The organism is Hymenobacter psychrotolerans DSM 18569, from assembly GCF_900142395.1.
Lineage (GTDB): Bacteria > Bacteroidota > Bacteroidia > Cytophagales > Hymenobacteraceae > Hymenobacter > Hymenobacter psychrotolerans.
This window is the reverse complement of record NZ_FRAS01000032.1, coordinates 17,467-35,163: the sequence shown is the minus strand read 5'-3', so window position 1 is coordinate 35,163 and position 17,697 is coordinate 17,467. Positions and strand designations below refer to the sequence as shown.

Sequence of the window (17,697 nt, the reverse complement as noted above, 5' to 3'; positions counted from 1 at the left end):
TGACACGGGCCTGCGAAACGCCAAAACTGGCCGCCTGGTGTTCTTGCAGGGCATTGCTTTTCAGGTAGGTGAGCAGAAAAAACAGCTTCACATCGCTGCCCGCCAGCACCGCCGTCGGCCGTTCGCGGTGAGCCGGAAACTGCCGCCGCTTCCCCGCCAGCGTATGCCAGCGGTGGTGCCGCTCCCAGGCCGGCGCGAAGGCGGTGAGCAAGTCGTCAAACTCGGCCACGTGCAGGCTGGTCAGGGCCAGAAACTGCCGGGGCCGCTCGCGTAAGGCACGGTAATCCATGCCCAAATCTACGGCTGCTCCTCGCGGATTAACTTAGCCACCTTTTCCGAATTAGGTCTATTATACCGCTACACTCGTGTCACCCGATGGTGGTTTGACTAGCTACTGCCGATGATAGGCAGATTATGGCCAATAGCGCACAATACCGCGGGAGCTACTTATCTTTCGGACTTATTCTTTTGGCCCCATGATTCTCCGTTTTTCTCTGCCCTACCGCACTGCGTGGGGCCAGCGGCTGGTAGTGTGCGGTTCTGAGCCAAGCCTTGGCCAGTGGAACCCCGACCATGCTCTGCCGCTGCAATACAACCCCGACCTCGGACGCTGGAGCCAGGAAATCAGCCTGCCTGATGATGCGCCCGGCACTGTAGAATACAAGTATATCCTGCTGGAAGAGCAGAACGGGAGCCAGCAGTGGGAGTGGGGGCCACGCCGCACCGCGCCCTACGATGGCCGCCAGTTCAGCCGCTTGGTACTCGAAGACTTCTGGCGGGCACCCGCCCAGCCCGAAAACGAGCTGTTTACGGCGGCCTTCACGGAAGCCCTTTTCCGCAGGCCGGCCCCGGCCAAGGCCAAAGCCCCGGCTAAAGCGGCCCGCGTAGCCGATTCGGTGGTGCGGTTCCAGCTGGCCGCGCCGCGCGTAGAACCGGGCCACCAGCTCTGCGTGCTCGGTTCTGATGCTGCGCTGGGTGCCTGGGATGCCCGCAAGGCGGTGGTGCTCTCTGATACCGGCTACCCTACCTGGACGGCCGAAGTGGCCCTGGAGCAGCCCGACCGCGCTGCGCAGTATAAATATGGTATCTGGGACCCGGCGGAGAAGAAAATCGTGGTGTTGGAAACCGGCGACGACCGGATACTGCCCCCCGCCCCCGACCGCCGGACCCTGCGGGTGCGCGCCGATGAAGGATTCCGCTACCCCGGCTCGTGGCGCGGAACCGGCGTGGCGCTGCCGGTATTTTCGATGCGCAGCCAGCGCGGCCTTGGGGTAGGGGAGTTTCCCGACCTGAAGCTGCTCGTAGACTGGGCCGTGGTTACCGGCATGAAGCTGGTGCAGATTCTGCCCATCAACGACACAGTAGCCACCCACACCTGGGTCGATTCGTATCCGTACGCCGCTATTTCGGTGTTTGCTCTCCACCCGCAGTACCTCAACCTCGATGCCATTGCGCCGCTGCAGGACGCCGGCGCACAGCGGGAGCTGGAGCAGCTGCGCGAGCAGCTGAATGCCAAGGACTTCGTGGACTACGAGCCGGTGATGCAGGCCAAGTGGAAGTTTGCGCGCCTGCTCTACCAGCAGCAGAAGCAGCAGTTCCTCGCCGACCCGGCGTTCCGAGCGTTCCGGGAGGCGCAGAAGCCGTGGCTGGAGCCGTATGCGGTGTTCTGCGCCCTGCGCGACCAGTTCGGCACCGCCGACTTCCAACAGTGGCCCGACGAGTACCGCACGCCGGCGAAGGTGGCTGAGCTGGTGCAGGAAGACGCGCCCGGCTTCGATGAGGTAGCGTTGCACTTCTTCACGCAGTTTCACCTCGACAAGCAGCTGCTCGACGCCGTGCAGTATGCGCGCCAGCACGGCGTGGTGCTCAAAGGCGACCTGCCCATCGGTATCTACCGCCATTCCGTGGATGCCTGGACCCAGCCCGAGCTGTACCACATGCACCAGCAGGCCGGTGCCCCTCCCGACGACTTTTCCACCACCGGCCAGAACTGGCGCTTCCCGACCTACAACTGGGAGCGGATGGCCGAAGACGGCTACGCGTGGTGGAAGCAGCGCATGGGCACCCTGGCCCGCTACTTCGACGCGCTGCGCATCGACCATATTCTGGGCTTCTTCCGCATCTGGGAGATTCCCGCGCACTCCGTGGAGGGGCTGCTGGGGCACTTCTCGCCGGCTCTGCCGCTGCATCAGCACGAAATAGAGCAGCGCCTGGGCTGGTTCAACTACGGCCGCCTCTGCGAGCCGTATATCCGCTGGCATAGCGTGCAGCAGCTCTTCCACGGGCAGGCGCAGGCCGTGTTCGACGAGTTTATGGAGGACGCCGGCTACGGTGCTATCCGGCTGAAGGAGCACGTGCGCACCCAGCGCCAGATGGAAGCGGTGTTCGGGCAAAAAATAGCCGCCGACCCCACCAACACCGACCACTATACGTGGCTGCGCACCGGCCTCTACAGCCTGGCCAACGAGGTGCTGTTTGTGCCCGACGACCTGCGCCCCGACCACTACCACCCGCGCATTACAGTAGAAAAGTCGGTATCGTTCCGGGAGCTGAACGAGCAGGACCAGCACCGCCTGCGCGACATCTACAACGACTTCTTCTTTCGGCGCCACGAGAATTTCTGGCGCGAGCAGGGCCTTACCAAGCTGCCGCCCGTGCGCTACGCCACCAACATGCTCATCTGCGGCGAAGACCTGGGCATGGTGCCCGCCTCGGTGCCGGGCGTGATGAAGGAGCTGGGCATGCTGGGCCTCAACATTCAGCGCATGCCATCCAACCCGGAAGTGGAGTTTGGCCACCCCGATGCGGCGCCGTACTTATCGGTTGTGAGCCCAGGCTCCCACGACATGAGCACGCTGCGCGGCTGGTGGGAAGAAGACCACGCCACCACGCAGCGTTTCTTCGAAACCATGCTGGGCCACTGGGGCGAGCAGGCGCCCTACCACTGCGAGCCGTGGGTGGCCCGCGAAATAGTGGTGCAGCACCTGTACTCGCCGGCCATGTGGGCCATTTTCCCGCTACAGGATCTGCTGGCCATGGGCGCCGAGTTGCGCCGCTCCGACCCACACGAAGAGCAGATCAACGTGCCCGCTAATCCGACTCATTTCTGGAAATACCGGCTGCATCTGCCCCTGGAGACGCTCTTGCAAAAAACTGGCTTTTGCCAAGACCTGCTCGGGCTGAACGAAGCAAGCAACCGGGTAAAGTCCTACTAGGCGGCAAAGCTTATTTTTCCTGGGCAATGCCTCAAAAGGGCTCCTTCAATGCGAAGGAGCCCTTTTTATTTTTTCATTACTGCTAAATGCAACTGCCTCGAGAAAATCGTACCGCACAGGAGACTTTTTTAAAGCTTCTCAAGCTCAGCTCTCCCCAACCGCTAACTAAGGCATTTTAATGCTTCCCGCTGCGAGAATGGTGTTTCATCTTGCGAAAACTGCTGTTCAGCGAAAACGCCCTTCGGGTGCCTAAGGGCCCCTCTGATTTTGCGGACTGGGAGCCTACTGCTGTGGTCGTGCTTCTGGCCTGTTCCCTCTGTTTCAGACACTTTCTTTTTCTACGAAAACAATCTTACGAATTGCAGTGATGCTGCTGCTGGCCTGGGGTCCGCTGGGGCGGGCTGCTGCTCAGGCGCAGCAAATCAGCCGGCTGACGTACCGGGAGCCAAACTCGACCAGCACCACCGACGTGGAGAAGCGGGCGGCTACCGAAACAGTGGGCGGCACCAGCTTCACTTACGGCAACTACAGCAGCTCTGCCACGGGCAGCACCACCAACCCGATTACGGAGATATTTCAGCTCACAAGCGACCAGCAGGGAATTCAGCTGGACGCCCGGATGCTGATCTGGCGCCAGAACAACCAGGGTGTAGCGCCGGCCGCTCCCAGCACCGAAGTAAACCAGAACACCACGTACGCGGCGTTTGTGACGCTCACCTTCACCCGCGACGTGACCAACCTGCGACTTGTGATGCAGGACATCGACAAGGGCACGCCGGCCGATGGCGGTAGCAACTTCACCGACCAGGTAGCTTTCCGGGCCCTGAACGCCGCGAACCAGTACGTAGACCTGACCGGTTCCAACATCGGCTACGGTATCAACGGCGCGAACACCTCCAGCACCGTCAACACGTTCGACGACAACATCACAATTGGCGGCGTTGTCTACGATGCTATTCGGGGCACCGACCTGAATGGTGAAGTAAGCAGCAACCCGAGCCGCAATGGCAACGTGACGGTGACTTTCCCGCAGCCCGTACGGACGGTACGTCTGGCGTTCCGCAACCTGAACACGAGTAACCCGATTCCGACCGGCCAGACGCAGCTTCGCCTGCAAACGTTTGGTATCGAAGAAATTTCGTAGAATGCGCTGGCCGATGTGTCGACCACCATTACGCCAAGCGTAACGAATACCACGGTGAAACCAACCAGAACCAGTTCCTCTTCTCGATTCCGCTGGCTTCGCTCACGGCGGCCCAGCGCACGGCCCTCACCACGGCCGGCGTGCAGCTGACGGCCACGGCCACCATTACGGCGGCTACGGCTCCGGAGCGCGGCACGTCGGAATTCTCGGGCAACGCTCCGATCCGGCAGGCTCCTATTGCCGCCAACGACACGGACAGCACCACGCCCGGCACGGCCATCACGCTGACCGTAACCACCAACGACCAGAACAGCATCGATCCGGCCACGGTAGCCCTGAACGGGCTGGCCGCCGGCGGCACTACGGCAGTAGCCGTAACGGGCGGCACGTTCCGGTTCCTGAGCAACGGGCAGGTACAGTTCACGCCTGCGGCCGGCTTCACGGGCGTGGCCACGGTTCCGTACACGGTAAACAACACGTCGGGCACGGTGTTGAACACGGCGTACATTGCCGTGACGGTGCGCAACCCCAGCATCGACCTGGCTACTACTATTTCGGCTCCGGCCAACAACACGGCCATCAACGGCGGTGCGGCCCTGACCTACACCGTAACGGCAACCAACAACGGCCCCTCGGTGGCTACCGGCGTAGCTACTACGCTGCAGCTGCCGGCCGGCCTGACCAACGGCGGTGCTACCGTAGCCATTACGGGCGGTGCCAACGCCGCCTCCGCCACCTACGACAATGCCACCGGCCTGGTGAGCATTCCGGTAGGCACTCTGGCCGCAGGCAACACCCAAACCTACAACGTGGCCGTATCGGCTATGCCGGGCAGCGGCCCGATAACGGCTACGGCCAACATCAGCGGCGCCGGCACCGAAACCAACACGACCAACAACACGGCAGCTACCACCGTAACCGTGAGCCCGCGCTACGACGTGGCCACGACCATCAGCGGCCCGGCTACGAGCGTAGTACGCGGCAACGAGGTGACCTACACCGTCACGACCAGCAACCTGAGTGCTACGGCTGGCTCCGTATCGTCGGCCCCGAACGTGGTGCAGACAGTACAGCTGCCGGTCGGCCTGACGGGCGTGTATGCTTCCAATGGCGGCACCTACAACGCCGGCAACGGCGTGGTGACGTTCCCGGCTATTGCGGCGCTGCCCGTAGGCCAGACCGTGGTGAATTCCATCAGCTTCGTGGCCCCATCGGCCAACTTCGCGGCCCTCACGGCTACCGTAACGGCGGGTGCTGCCAGCAACAACGCCGGTGACATCAACTCGCCCACGAGCGGCGCGAACAACAACACGGCCAACCTGAACAACTCCACTGCCGCCGTCACGACGGTAGCGGGCGGTACTGCCGTAAACGTGTACACCACCATCAGCTCTTCGGCTGCCGTGGTAGCGCCCAGCGGCTCCGTAACGTTCACTGTTGTGACCGGCAATGCTGGTCCGGCTTCAGCCGCCGGTGTACTTGAAACGCTGCAGCTGCCGGCCGGCCTCACCGCCAACGGCGCCGTGACGGTGTCGGCGGGTGGCTCCTACAACAACACGACCGGCCTCGTGACCTTCGCGGCCATCGGTACGCTGGCGCCGGGCGCTACCAACCCGGCCGCTCAGACCGTAACGTTTGTGGCTCCCACGCAGGGCTTCGTGCTGGCTACGGCCACGGCGTACACTACTTCGGCTGATGTGCTGCCCGCCGACAACCTGGCGCAGACCAAAGTGGAAATCAGCCCGCGGGCTGACGTGGCTACCACGCTGGCCGGCCCGGCCACGGTGGTTCCCGGCCAGGCCGTGACGTACACTGTCACGACCAGCAGCAACGCAGAAGGTACGACCTCGGGTGTGGTGCAGCGCGTGCTGCTGCCCGCCGGCCTGACGGGCGTAACGGTATCGAATGGCACGTATGATGCGGCTACCGGTATCGTCACTATCAGCTTTCCGAATGCGCTGGCCAAAGGCTTCACGCAGACCAACTCCATTTCCTGCATCGTACCGGCCGGGGCCACCAGCTACGTAGCCACGGCCAGCGTCAGCAGCAGCACCCCGGAAACGGTTCTGACCAACAACTCGGCCACTGTAGCCACCACGGTTCAGGCTGCCGTTGATGTGCGGGTAGCCGTGAGCGGTCCGGCTTCGGCTCCGGCCGGCAGCCCTGTCACCTACGTTGTAACCTCGACCAACAACGGCCCTTCGGTGGCTACCGGCGTAGCTACTACGCTGCAGCTGCCGGCCGGCCTGACCACGAGCGGTGCCGTAACGGTAACCGGTGGTGGCAGCTACGATAACGCAACGGGTCTGGTAAGCTTCACGACGGTGAACGTACTGGCTAACGGCGGCAGCTACTCTAACTCCGTAACGGTGGTGATGCCGGATGCCAGCCAGCTCAGCGGCGTGGCCCGCGTAAGCTCTGCTGCGGCCGAAACCAACCTCGACAACAACGTAGCTTCGGTAGCGACAACCGGCGTGGCTCCGACCGGCGCTACGGCTGCTACCACCCCTAACTTGGCTACGACCATCTCGGCTTCGGCTGCCACGGTAGCGCCGGGTGCTGCCGTAACCGTAACGGCCAGCTTCTCGAACGCAGCCGGCTCGGCTACGGCCAGCACCGTGACGCCGAGCATTGCGCTGCCTGCGGGCCTGAGTGCTTTCGGCACCGTGACGGTAGTGGGCGGCACGGGCGGCAGCTACGACGACGCCACGGGCCTCGTAACTTGGAACAGCGTAGGTACGCTGAACGGCACTACGCTCATCACTTTCCCGGCTATCAGCAACCAGACGGCCGGGGTAGCAGGCCAAATCACGAACTACGTAAGCTTCACGGCTCCTGCCGCCAACTACACCGTGACGGCTAACCTGACGCCCGCCAGTGCCACTGGCGACGTAACCGGCAACAACTCGGCTTCTGTAGCTACGGCTATCAACCGGGCTCCGGTAGCCTACAATGTGGTGAACTCGCTGCAGACGCCGGAAGCCAACACGGCCGGCCCGCTGCTCATCTCGCCGCTGGTTGCCACCGACGCCGATGCCACCCAGACGCTGACCTACACCATCACGTCGCTGCCCGACGCGGCGGCTGGTGACCTGTACCTGGGTGCCACGCGCGTAACCGCGCTGAGCCAGGTAGCCAGCCTCTCAGCCACGCAGATTGGTACGTTGCGCTTCGACCCGGCTGCCGGCTTTATTGGCAATGCCTTCTTCAACTACACCGCTACCGATAACGCCACCACTGCGGCCGGAACGTCTATTGCGGCCACTTCCAACACGGCCACCTACACTATTGCGGTAGGCCAGGATGTGAATTCAACGTACGCCAGCACCACGCTGAAAGGCGGAGCCAATCCGTACCAGAACAACGACGTTATTGCCTTCGTGACGGATGCCAACGGCGCCCGCTACACCAGCGCTGGTGTGGTGTATGATGTTGCCACCGGTGCGCTGGTGAGCGGGGCCAGCAACGGCCTGCCCACCACCGGCACCAACGCCACGACCGATGCTGCCGGCACCACGCTACTTGCTTCTCTGGGCCTGACGCTGAACCCGACGACCGGCCAGATCTTTGTGTCGGACCGCACCAAGCTGCGCACGGCCGGCACCTACACCGTTTCGATAACGACGGTGGATGTGAACGGCGGCACGAACACGCAGAACGTAACCTTCAGCATCGGTACTCGGCCGCTGCCCGTAGAGCTGAAAGCCTTCGATGTGACGGCCCAGAACTACGACGCCAAACTGTCGTGGAGCACGGCTTCGGAGAAAAACAACGACCACTTCGATGTGGAGCGCAGCTTCGATGGCCGCACGTTTGAGCGCATCACGCAGGTGCGCGGCCAGGGCACTACCACGCAGGCTACTGCCTATGCTTTCACCGACGTGAACGTGGGCCGCAAGCAGCAGGGCCTGGTGTACTATCGCCTGCAGCAGGTAGATACCGATGGCACGGCAGTCTACAGCCCGGTGCGTACGGTGAGCTTCGCGGCCCGCGCTACTGCCGAGGTGAAGCTAAGTGTGTTCCCGAACCCGGCCACCAGCCAGGACCGCACCGCCACGCTGGACCTGACTACGCTACCCGCCGGCACTTACCAGGCTACCCTGCTCGATGCCACCGGCCGGAGCATGGGCACCTACCAGGTGCAGGGCGGCGTGAACAAGGCGCTGGACGTACTGGCTCTGCCCAGCGGCACCTACATCGTGCTGGTACGCGGCAACAACCTGAACCTGAACGTACGCCTGGTCAAGGAATAGTATTTCAGACGCCAAGAATGGAAAAGCCCTGCCGGGATTCGGTAGGGCTTTTTTATGGTTTGTAGCGCCAGGCGTACCACTCACAGAAATGTCTCAACCTATACCGCTGCCTGCCGGTATACGTAGGCTGTTTTCTTTCCCTGTTAGCTGCTTTCTATGTCCGGCCCCGCTGTTTCGCCTTCCTCTGTTGCTCCCCATCCCCGCCGCCACCGGCCCCCGGCTACCCCGCTGCTCGACTATGATGTGGTGATAATAGGGGCGGGCAGTGCCGGACTCAGTGCGGCGCTGGTGCTGGGCCGCTGCCTGCGCCGGGTGCTGGTCTGCGACGGGGGCGCCCCGCGCAACGCGCCTTCGCCGGGCGTGCACGGCTTCCTTACCCGCGACGGTACCCGCCCCGCCGACCTGCTGCGCCTGGGCCGCGAACAGCTCCTGCCCTATACCACCGTAGAGCTGCGGCCCGCGCGCGTGCTATCCGTCGAGCCAATGGCCGTGGGGTTTGAGCTGACGCTGGAAGGCGAATCCGGCCGGCGCAGCACCTGCACGGCGCGCAAAGTGCTGCTGGCTACCGGCGTAGAAGATGAGCTGCCAGTGGTGGAAGGCATGCGCGAGTTCTGGGGTACCGGCGTGCTCCATTGTCCCTACTGCCACGGCTGGGAAGTGCGCGACCAGCCGCTGGCCGTGTACGGCCGCGGCAAATCCGTTACCGGACTAGCCCTGCTCGTCAGCCGTTGGAGCAAAGACGTGGTGGTATGCACCGACGGCCCCGGGGGCCTCACCGACAACGCCCGCCGCCGCCTGCGCCGCCAGGGTATCCAAGTGCGCGAAGAAGAAGTTCGGCAGTTGGTGGGCACCAGGCGGGGCGAGCTGCGGCACATTGAATTTCAGAACGGCGACAAGCTACCCCGGGCGGCCGTGTTCATCCACGCGCATCAGCACCAGCGCGCCCAGCTGGCCGAGAAGCTGGGCTGCCGGCTCACCAGTAAAGGCAGCGTGTGGGTCGATAAAAACGCCCAGACCACGCTGCCCGGCCTCTACGCCGCCGGCGACAACACGCCCGGTACGCAACAGGCGCTGCTGGCCGCCGCCAAAGGCAGCCAGGCCGCCATCTGCATCAACGAGCAGCTCACCCGCGAAGAGTGCCCCAAGTAGTGGAGTGATGAGTTGGTGGGTTGGCGGTCGAGGCGTAACATTTGAAACAGAAAGCCCTTACTACGCAGCTCGTAGTAAGGGCTTGTCTTTTTTCAGAATCCAGCCTGCTCGGAAGGCGGCTGGATTCCACCACTCCACTATTCCAGCACCACGCGGCGGCTGGTGGTCTGGCCTTCGGTGCTGAGGCGGAGCAGATAGATGCCGGGCGCAAGGTTGCGCGTGACAAGTTCGGTGCGCGAGGTGCCGAGGCTATGGCGGGCCTGCTGGCGGTGTACCGGGCGGCCCAGCGCATCTAGCATTTCTACCTCCAGCACGCGGGCCGGACCGGTGATTTCCAGCGTCAGCGGGCGGGTGGCCGAGGCCGGGTTGGGGTAGAGGCTCAGGCTCAGGTCGCGCAGAGCGGCTACCGTAGACTGCGGCTGCCGGATCGTGAGCGTGACGGTCGTGGCGCTGCTCACGCAGGCATTCACCGAGTCAACCACATAGTAGGTGTACACTCCGGCCGTCGTGCGGCCCGTGGCGTACGAGTCGCCGGCAAACAGGCGCTGGGTGAGGGCGGCATTGCCGAACCACACGCGGGTTCCCACGGCACCAGTGCTGGCCGTAGCCGTAAGCGGGGGTACCGGCTGGCCTAAATCTATAACCAGGCTGGCGGCGGTGGGAGCGGGCAGAGCCGTGGGCGTGAACTCCAGCGCCCCGATGTCCGGCGTGGTAGCGTTTCGGGTAGAGCCCATGAAATCAACCGGGAAGTTCGGAATCGGTCGGGCCCGGCCGTTCAGGTCGCAGCTGCGGTTGAATACCGGGTTGATGGAGCCCGGTAGGTTGCTGGCCAGATACGCCCGCGTAGCCACACTGGCCTGGTCCTGGCCGGTAGCCGTGCGCAGGGCCGCCAGGGTAGGGCGGGCGGCGCCATTCACGTACGCCAGCGTGCTGTTTGGCCCCACTGCCGAGTAGGCGTTGTTGTCGATGACGCTGAAGGGCGAGGCCGCAGAAGCCGAGTACAGGGCGTAGGTCTTGCCGGCAGTGGCGGTGGTCGTTTGCTCGTTGGCGAGGATGTTGTTGAGCATTTCCACGCCCGTTACGCCCGTGTTCAGGGCTACGGCTGCCGTAATGGGAGTAGCGCCGCCAGGCAGGTTGCCGGTCAGCCAGACGGTGTTGTAGTAGAGCTTGTAGCCCCCGCCCGATGCCGCGTAGATGCCATGCGGCGTGAATGTGAAGCTGTCATCCCCGTTGCTCAGAATGCCCGAAATCATGTTGTTGAGCACCGTAACATTGGACGCCGTGCCCGTGGCCGCCAGCCGGATGCCATAGGCGCCATACGTATCGAGGGAGGCGGTGCCGGTCTGGGTGATGTCGGAAATGCTGTTGGCCGCCACGATGCCGTTGCTGCTGGTGGTGCCCACCACAATGCCGGCGGTAGCGCCGCCGCTGGCCCGCGAGACACCGGCAATGGTGTTGTTGAACAACTCAAAATTGGTGGTGGCCAGCACCACAATACCACTGGCGCCCACTTTGTCGGCCGCTACCGTAGAGCCGATAAGGTTGTTGTTGGCCACAAAGCCCGTGCTGTTGCCCTGCACCTGAATGGCTGTGGCGGTGCGGCTGATGGCCGAACGACGAATGCGGCTGAGGGCCGTGCCGTTGAAGGCCACGCCGTACGCCGTGGCCGAGCTGGCTGCTTTCAGGTTCAGATGGCTCAGCAGTACATTGCTGCCCGATACGAACAGCGCGCCACTGCTGGCCGCGGTGCCGTTGTTGGTAAAGGAAAGCCACCGGCTGCTGGAGCTGCCCGCATCTTCCCCCGTAATCGTCACGTGGCTGGCATCCACGATGAGCAGCGGCGTGGTGGTAGTGGCCGGGGCCGTAAACGAGGTGGCCGACAGTCCGGCCCGGAACGAGAGAATGGTCACCGTATTGACGGCGCTGGAGCCCGGGTTGGGGTTGATAGTAATCGGGTAGGTTTCGTTGGGGTAGGTAGCGTCCAGCAGGCGCAGTGTCAGGGCACCGCCGAGTTCCGTGTTGTTCAGGGCCGCTACGGCTGCCGTCAGCGTGGGGTAGTCGGCGGTGGGGTCGGTGCCCACGGTTTTCACGCCGCTCAGCAGGCCCAGGATCTTGTAGAAGTTCGGCCGGGTGGGCGCGCTGCTGATACTGGCCACCGAGGTAGCCGCGAAGCCCGCGCCGGGCGAGGCACTCACGTTCGGGGGCGTGCTCAGGTCCTGCGCCGCCACGAAGTACTGAATCGTGTCACCGATGGCCGGAGCCGAGCGGAGCTTGTTTACCTCAATCGTAAAGCTATAGCCGGGGCCGGGAGGCGCGCTTGGGCCCGCATTCACCCATTTCCAGCCGTTGCCGGTGGCATCATTCGGGGCCGTGAAGACGTTGGCATCGGTGCTTTTCTTGTAGTAGAGCCGCGGGCCGGTAGCCGCCGAAACATCCACGCCCGAAGGGTCCTGAATGGCTACGCTGCTCAGGCTGCGGTTGCCGGTGGTGGCGCTATTGCCCAGTGGCTGATACGCAATGGTCGGGCCGCTGATATCCACGGCCGTAAACGTGCCCTCATCGGCACCCAGGTCGGGGCGGGCAATGGTGCGGGCGTCGCCGTCAATGTCCGTCGGGACGGGCAGGGGCGAGGCCGCCAGCGAGCTGCCGCCGCCTTCCACCTGCGTAGTCGCGCCGGGCTGGATGTGCGGATCCGTGGCAGGGTTCACAAACGGCACGTTTTCCGTCACGGAGCCCTGCTCGGCCGGAGCAGCCCGCAGCTTGTACTGCGCCAGCGTCTGGTCGACGGCCGGTGTGGTGGCTACTCCGTAGAAAATCGGATTCTCGGCCGAAGGCGTACCGGCGTAATACAGGTTGTTGCCCGTGGTTGGTGCTAGATTGGTGACTACGGCCGTGCTCTTGAAGAAGGCCGCCGCTACCCCGCCGCCGCCAGCCGGCAGCCCGGCCACCAGGTTCACGAAGATGTTGTTGCGCAGGTCCACCGGCGGTGTGCCCGAAATGTAGAAAGCACCGCTCTTGTTGGTGGGTACCGTAGCGGTGTAAGTCAGTACCACCGTGTTGTGGTAGCAGTAGTTGTTGGTGCCGCCCCGGAAGCTCAGGGCCCGCACCGAGGTACCCGCCGTGCTGCCCGGCGCCTTCACGTCGTACACGAAGTTGTTGAAGATGTAGTTGGTGGTGCCGCCGTTGATGTCCATGCCCGAAGCAAAGCCGTTGGCCCCGCTCGACAGGATATCATAGGTGCGGTTGCGGCCCACGCGGTGCAGCACGCCGCTGTTCACGAAAATGGCCTGTGCCGCCGAGGTGCTGCCGGTGCCCACCAGCCCGTGCACCCGGTTGTCGAGTATGTCGGCTGAGTTGCTGGCGCCCGTCGAGTAGATGCCATACACCGCGCTGGCCCCGTTGAGCGTGCTGATTTCGGTGTTGGAAACCTGCGCGTTGGTCTGGGAACGAAGATAAATGCCGTACACGATGCCCGTAGCACCGCCCGATGCCGCCCCGATGTTGAGCACGCGGCTGGGTGCTCCGCCCGGCAGCTGGCCTATCTGGTTGCCGTCGTCGGAGCTGCTGGTGGTGGCGTCGAGGTTGTAGCCGTAGTAGCAGTCCTGCACCGTGTTGGACAGGAAGCGGTTCTGGTTGTTGCCGCCGTCCTGCACGTTGATGCCGTAGGCGCGGGTGGTGTTGGCGCGGTTCAGGTCGATGGTGGCATTCTGCACCGTGTTGTTGGTGGCGCCGTTTTTCAGCCAGAAGCCATACTCCAGCTGCTGCGCCGCCGTGGTGTTGGCCGCCGCATCGTTCACGTCAATACCGTCGAAGGTCACGTAGTCGGCGCCGTCCAGCGTTACGGCCGCGTCGGTGGTGCCGGTGCCGGTGCCTTCCAGCTTCGGGTTAGCCAGTGGGCCGTCTTTGCGGAAAAGGATAGGATTAGCCGCCGTGCCGCTGGCCGTAATGGCGGGCACCAGCTCCGGAAACGTCACGCCGCTTTTCACCAGAAACGTGACGCCGCCCGCGCCCACGCCCTGCGTGTTCAGGGCCGCTACGGCTGCTCCAAAGGTGGCGTAGTTGCCCGCGCCGCTGCCGCCCGGGTCTATGGTGCGGGTGCCCGTCAGCTGAGCCATGGCCGCGGGGCTAATGCCCAGCGCCAGAAGTGCGTAAAGAAGTTTTTTCATGCAACAGGTGGGGAAAGGTGGTGTAGAAGGAAAGGTAGAAAAAACTGACTAATGCCAATCACTAGAGCGGGATGCCTGAGCGGTGGCACAGCCAAGCCCGACGTTTTTGCGTAAGCCGGAATCCACTCTGTATATCCCGCTATGGCTGCCAAAAAAGCTACCACGTCGTCTACACCCGCTGCCGCCTCCAAAGGGGCGGCCAGGAAATCTGCCGCTACGCCGGCCGCCAAAAAGGCCGCCAAGTCGGCGGCCGAAGCCCCCGTGCCCGTGAAGCGGCCCACGGCCAAAGACATGAAGCAGCACGCCCAAAAGCTGCCCTACCCGGCCAAACAGGCCGACATGAAGCTGCAGCCGGGCATGAACTTCAGCACCTACCGTCCGGCCGGCAAGCTCCAGGACAAAGTAGCCCTTATCACCGGTGCCGACTCCGGCATCGGGCGGGCCGTGGCCGTGGCATTCGCCATGGAAGGCGCCCACGTGGCGGTGCTGTTCAACGAAAACGTGGTGGACGCCGAAGAAACCAGGCGGCTGATAGAAGCGCAGCAGCGCAAGTGCATCCTGCTGCAGCTGGACGTGCGCGACCCGGAGCAGTGCCGGCAGGCCGTGCGCCGCACCCGCGCCGAGCTGGGCGGCCTCAACATTCTCGTCAACAATGCTGCCTTCCAGATGAGCCAGGAGAAGTTCGAGGACATTCCGGAAGAGCAGATCCGCCGCACCTTCGATACCAATATTCTGGGCTACATCTGGATGGCGCAGGCGGCCGTGCCGCACCTCAAAAAAGACGACTGCATCATCAATACGGGCAGTATTGTGGGCCTTACCGGCATCCCGATTCTGATTGACTACGCCAGCTCCAAATCCGCCATTCACGCCTTCACCAAGAGCCTGGCCACCCACCTCGGCGAGCGGGGTATCCGGGTGAACTGCGTGGTGCCCGGCCCGGTCTGGACGCCCAACATTCCCGGCACGATGCCGCGCGAGGAAATCGAGAAGTTCGGCTACGAAGTGGCCCTGGCGCGCCCCGGCCAGCCCGAGGAACTGGCGCCCGCCTATGTGCTGCTCGCCTCGCAGGACGGCTCGTTTATGACCGGCTCCCTGGTGCACGTGACGGGCGGCAAGATGAGCAGCGACCAATAGCGCAGCCTGCAGCTGCTAGTGGTTTGACAGAAAGATACTTTCTCCGGCCCGGGGAAGGTGTCTTTTTTTGTTCTATTGATAACCTTCCGGGGCGCAGGCTCGTCAGTAGCAAGGTAAGCTCATCCAGGCGGCTTCCCCTGTTTTCTATGCCCCATTATCCTGAAGGCACCGTGCGTGCCTTGCTCGAATCTGACCACGTAACGCCCGCCACCCGCACTGCGCTGGAATCCCGCCTTGCCGCTCCGGCCCACTACGAGGCGCAGTTCTTCGATGCCGATACCTACGCCCTGCTGCGGGCCGTAGCGGCCCGGCTGTTTCCGCAGCCGGACCGCGCCGAGCCCATCGAGCTGGCCCCCGCCATCGACCAGCGCCTGCTGGCCGGCCGCGCCGATGGCTGGCGCTACGATGCCATGCCGCCCGACCGGGAAGCGTACCGGCTGGGCCTCGGCGGCATCAACCAAACGGCCGAAGCGTTGTTTCACCAGTCCTTCGTGAGCCTGCCAGCCGCCGACCAGGATGCCGTGGTACAGGCCCTGGCCGATGGGCAGGCGCAGAGTACGAATTGGGCGGAGGTTTCGCAGAAATACTTTTTCGAGGAGCTGCTGGCCGAGCTGACCGAGCTGTACTACGCGCACCCCTTGGCCCAGGAGGAAATCGGCTACGTGGGCATGGCCGACCAGCCCGGCTGGCAGCGCCTCGGCCTGAATGAGCGCGAAGACCGGGAACCGCCAGAGCAGCTGAGTAACGGAGTAGCTGAGTAACAGAACGGCTCAGTTGCCTGCCTGCCCGGCAGCTCCGCACAACCCACGTCCTCAACCAGCTTACTCCGCTACACGACCGCCACACGTATGACCGGCGCGAAGTGTGCCCACATCCTCAATCTGCTTACTCCGCTACTCAACTACTCAGTTACTCGCTAAGATGCCCGACGAAGAAATTCTCGAAGAAGGCGTGCTGAACCCGGTGCAGCCCGAAATACAGGACCCTTTGCTGCAAAGTCTGCTGGCTGAAAACGAAGCCTGGGCCGCGTCCACGGAGCAGGAGCAGCCCGCCCCACTTCCCGACCCGACGGATGAGGTAGACTGCGTGGTGATTGGTACCGGCGCGGGCGGCGCGCCTCTGCTGGCCCGCCTGGCTATGGCTGGCCTGCGCGTGGTAGCCCTGGAAGCCGGCCCCCGACGCGACCCGAAAACCGAGTACGCCACCGACGAAAAGGCCCAGAATTTCCTGTTCTGGAACGATGAGCGGCTGTCGGCGGGCCGGAACCCGGTGGCGTTTGGCAAAAACAATTCCGGCACCGGAGTGGGCGGCTCCACGCTGCACTACACGGCCTACACGCCCCGCGCCCACCGCGGCGACCTGCAGCTCTTCACCGACTTCGGCAAAGGCGTAGACTGGCCCTTTGGCATCGAGGAGCTGGAACCCTACTACGAGGAGCTGGAGCACTTTCTGGGTATTTCGGGGCCCACGCCCTACCCCTGGGACCCGGCGCGCCGCAAAGGCTACCCGCTGGCCCCGCTGCCGCTCAACGGCGCCGCCCAGCTCATGCAGCGCGCCTGCGCTCAGCTGGGCATTCAGACGTCGCCGGCGGCCAATGCGGCGCTGTCGGCGCGGTACTACCAGGAGGGTATCGGCTGGCGCGAGGCCTGCACCAACCGGGGCTTCTGCCAGGCCGGCTGCAACCGTGGCGCCAAGGCCAGCATGGACGTGACGTTTCTGCCCCTGGCCGAAAGCTACGGCGCTGAAATCAGGGCCGAGGCATTTGTAACGGAGATTGAGCGCGACGCCCAGGGCCGCGTGACGGGCGTGGTATACGAGCAGCATGGCCAGGCCGTGCGCCAGCGCTGCCGCCACCTGTTTCTGTGCGCCGGCGCCGTAGAAACGCCGCGCCTGCTGCTGCTCAACGAGCTGGCTCTCACCAGCGGACAGGTCGGCAAGCACTTCATGGCGCACCCCGGCATGCAGGTCTGGGGCACGTTCCCCGAGGACATCCGGCCCTACAAAGGCATTCCCGGCGGCCTGATTTCCGAGGACACCCACCGCCCTAAAGACGCTGACTTTGCCGGCGGCTACCTGCTGCAAAGCATCGGGGTGATGCCCGTGACGTTTGCCACCCAGATGGTGCGCCAGCGCAAGCTCTGGGGCCAGCCCCTGCGCGACTACATGCGCCAGTACAACCATGTGGCCGGCATCAACATTCTCGGCGACTGTCTGCCGCACGCCGATAATTTCCTGGAGCTCAGCGACGAAAAGGATGCCCGGGGCCTGCCCAAGCCGCGCCTGCACTTCACGGCCCAGGAAAACGAGCAGCGCATGAACCGCCACGCCGAGAAGCTGATGCGCCGGATCTGGGAAGCCGCCGGCGCGAAGGATATCTGGGCGTTTGAGCGCTACGCCCACGTCATCGGGACGGCGCGCATGGGCCTGAGCGGCGACGACGCGGTGGTGAATGCCGACGGCCGCGCCTTCGACGTGCCCAACCTCTACATCTGCGACAACTCCGTATTTCCCAGCGCCCTCAGCGTCAATCCAGCTCTCACCATCATGGCCCTCAGCCTGCGCACCGCCGACAAATTTCTGGCAAACCTTCGATAGTGCTTAGTGCCTAGTGCTTGGTGCTTAGGTATTCCTCC

9 protein-coding genes are annotated in these 17,697 nt (G+C 63.8%); 7 read left to right on the top strand and 2 right to left on the bottom strand.

The genetic code is table 11. The annotated features are described in order from the left end of the window. The coding region (locus BUE15_RS19310; protein WP_211617656.1) for a hypothetical protein at nt 1-289 on the bottom strand (289 nt) is incomplete at its 3' end. A 187-nt stretch (nt 290-476) separates the two neighbouring features. Here BUE15_RS19310 and BUE15_RS19305 point away from each other — a divergent pair. The 4 genes from BUE15_RS19305 (at nt 477) to BUE15_RS19290 (ending at nt 9,761) form a co-directional block, all read left to right on the top strand. Next, the gene (locus tag BUE15_RS19305; protein WP_073288603.1) at nt 477-3,215 is read left to right on the top strand and encodes a 4-alpha-glucanotransferase; all 2,739 of its coding nucleotides are present in this window, start codon (nt 477-479) and stop codon (nt 3,213-3,215) included. A 364-nt stretch (nt 3,216-3,579) separates the two neighbouring features. Continuing rightward, nucleotides 3,580-4,359, top strand: a complete 780-nt coding sequence (locus BUE15_RS19300; protein ID WP_139252439.1) for a hypothetical protein — start codon at nt 3,580-3,582, stop codon at nt 4,357-4,359. Nucleotides 4,360-4,499: 140 nt separating this feature from the next. After that, nucleotides 4,500-8,612, top strand: coding sequence for a beta strand repeat-containing protein (locus BUE15_RS19295; protein WP_073288599.1), 4,113 nt, complete (start codon nt 4,500-4,502; stop codon nt 8,610-8,612). A 156-nt stretch (nt 8,613-8,768) separates the two neighbouring features. Continuing rightward, nucleotides 8,769-9,761, top strand: coding sequence for an NAD(P)/FAD-dependent oxidoreductase (locus tag BUE15_RS19290; protein WP_084549199.1), 993 nt, complete (start codon nt 8,769-8,771; stop codon nt 9,759-9,761). A gap of 137 nt (nt 9,762-9,898) precedes the next feature. On the opposite strand, the gene BUE15_RS19285 is transcribed toward BUE15_RS19290, so the two are convergent. Next, nucleotides 9,899-13,927, bottom strand: a complete 4,029-nt coding sequence (locus tag BUE15_RS19285) for a T9SS type A sorting domain-containing protein (protein ID WP_073288598.1) — start codon at nt 13,925-13,927, stop codon at nt 9,899-9,901. A 291-nt stretch (nt 13,928-14,218) separates the two neighbouring features. Between BUE15_RS19285 and BUE15_RS19280 the strand changes: the two genes are divergently transcribed. From BUE15_RS19280 to BUE15_RS19270, 3 genes are all read left to right on the top strand, one after another. Then, nucleotides 14,219-15,064, top strand: coding sequence for an SDR family oxidoreductase (locus tag BUE15_RS19280; RefSeq protein WP_073288610.1), 846 nt, complete (start codon nt 14,219-14,221; stop codon nt 15,062-15,064). A gap of 146 nt (nt 15,065-15,210) precedes the next feature. Continuing rightward, the gene (locus tag BUE15_RS19275; protein WP_073288596.1) at nt 15,211-15,825 is read left to right on the top strand and encodes a gluconate 2-dehydrogenase subunit 3 family protein; all 615 of its coding nucleotides are present in this window, start codon (nt 15,211-15,213) and stop codon (nt 15,823-15,825) included. A gap of 160 nt (nt 15,826-15,985) precedes the next feature. Beyond that, a complete protein-coding gene (locus tag BUE15_RS19270) occupies nt 15,986-17,659 on the top strand; it encodes a GMC family oxidoreductase (RefSeq protein WP_084549197.1) in 1,674 nt (557 codons plus the stop codon). The last annotated feature ends 38 nt before the right edge of the window (nt 17,660-17,697 follow it).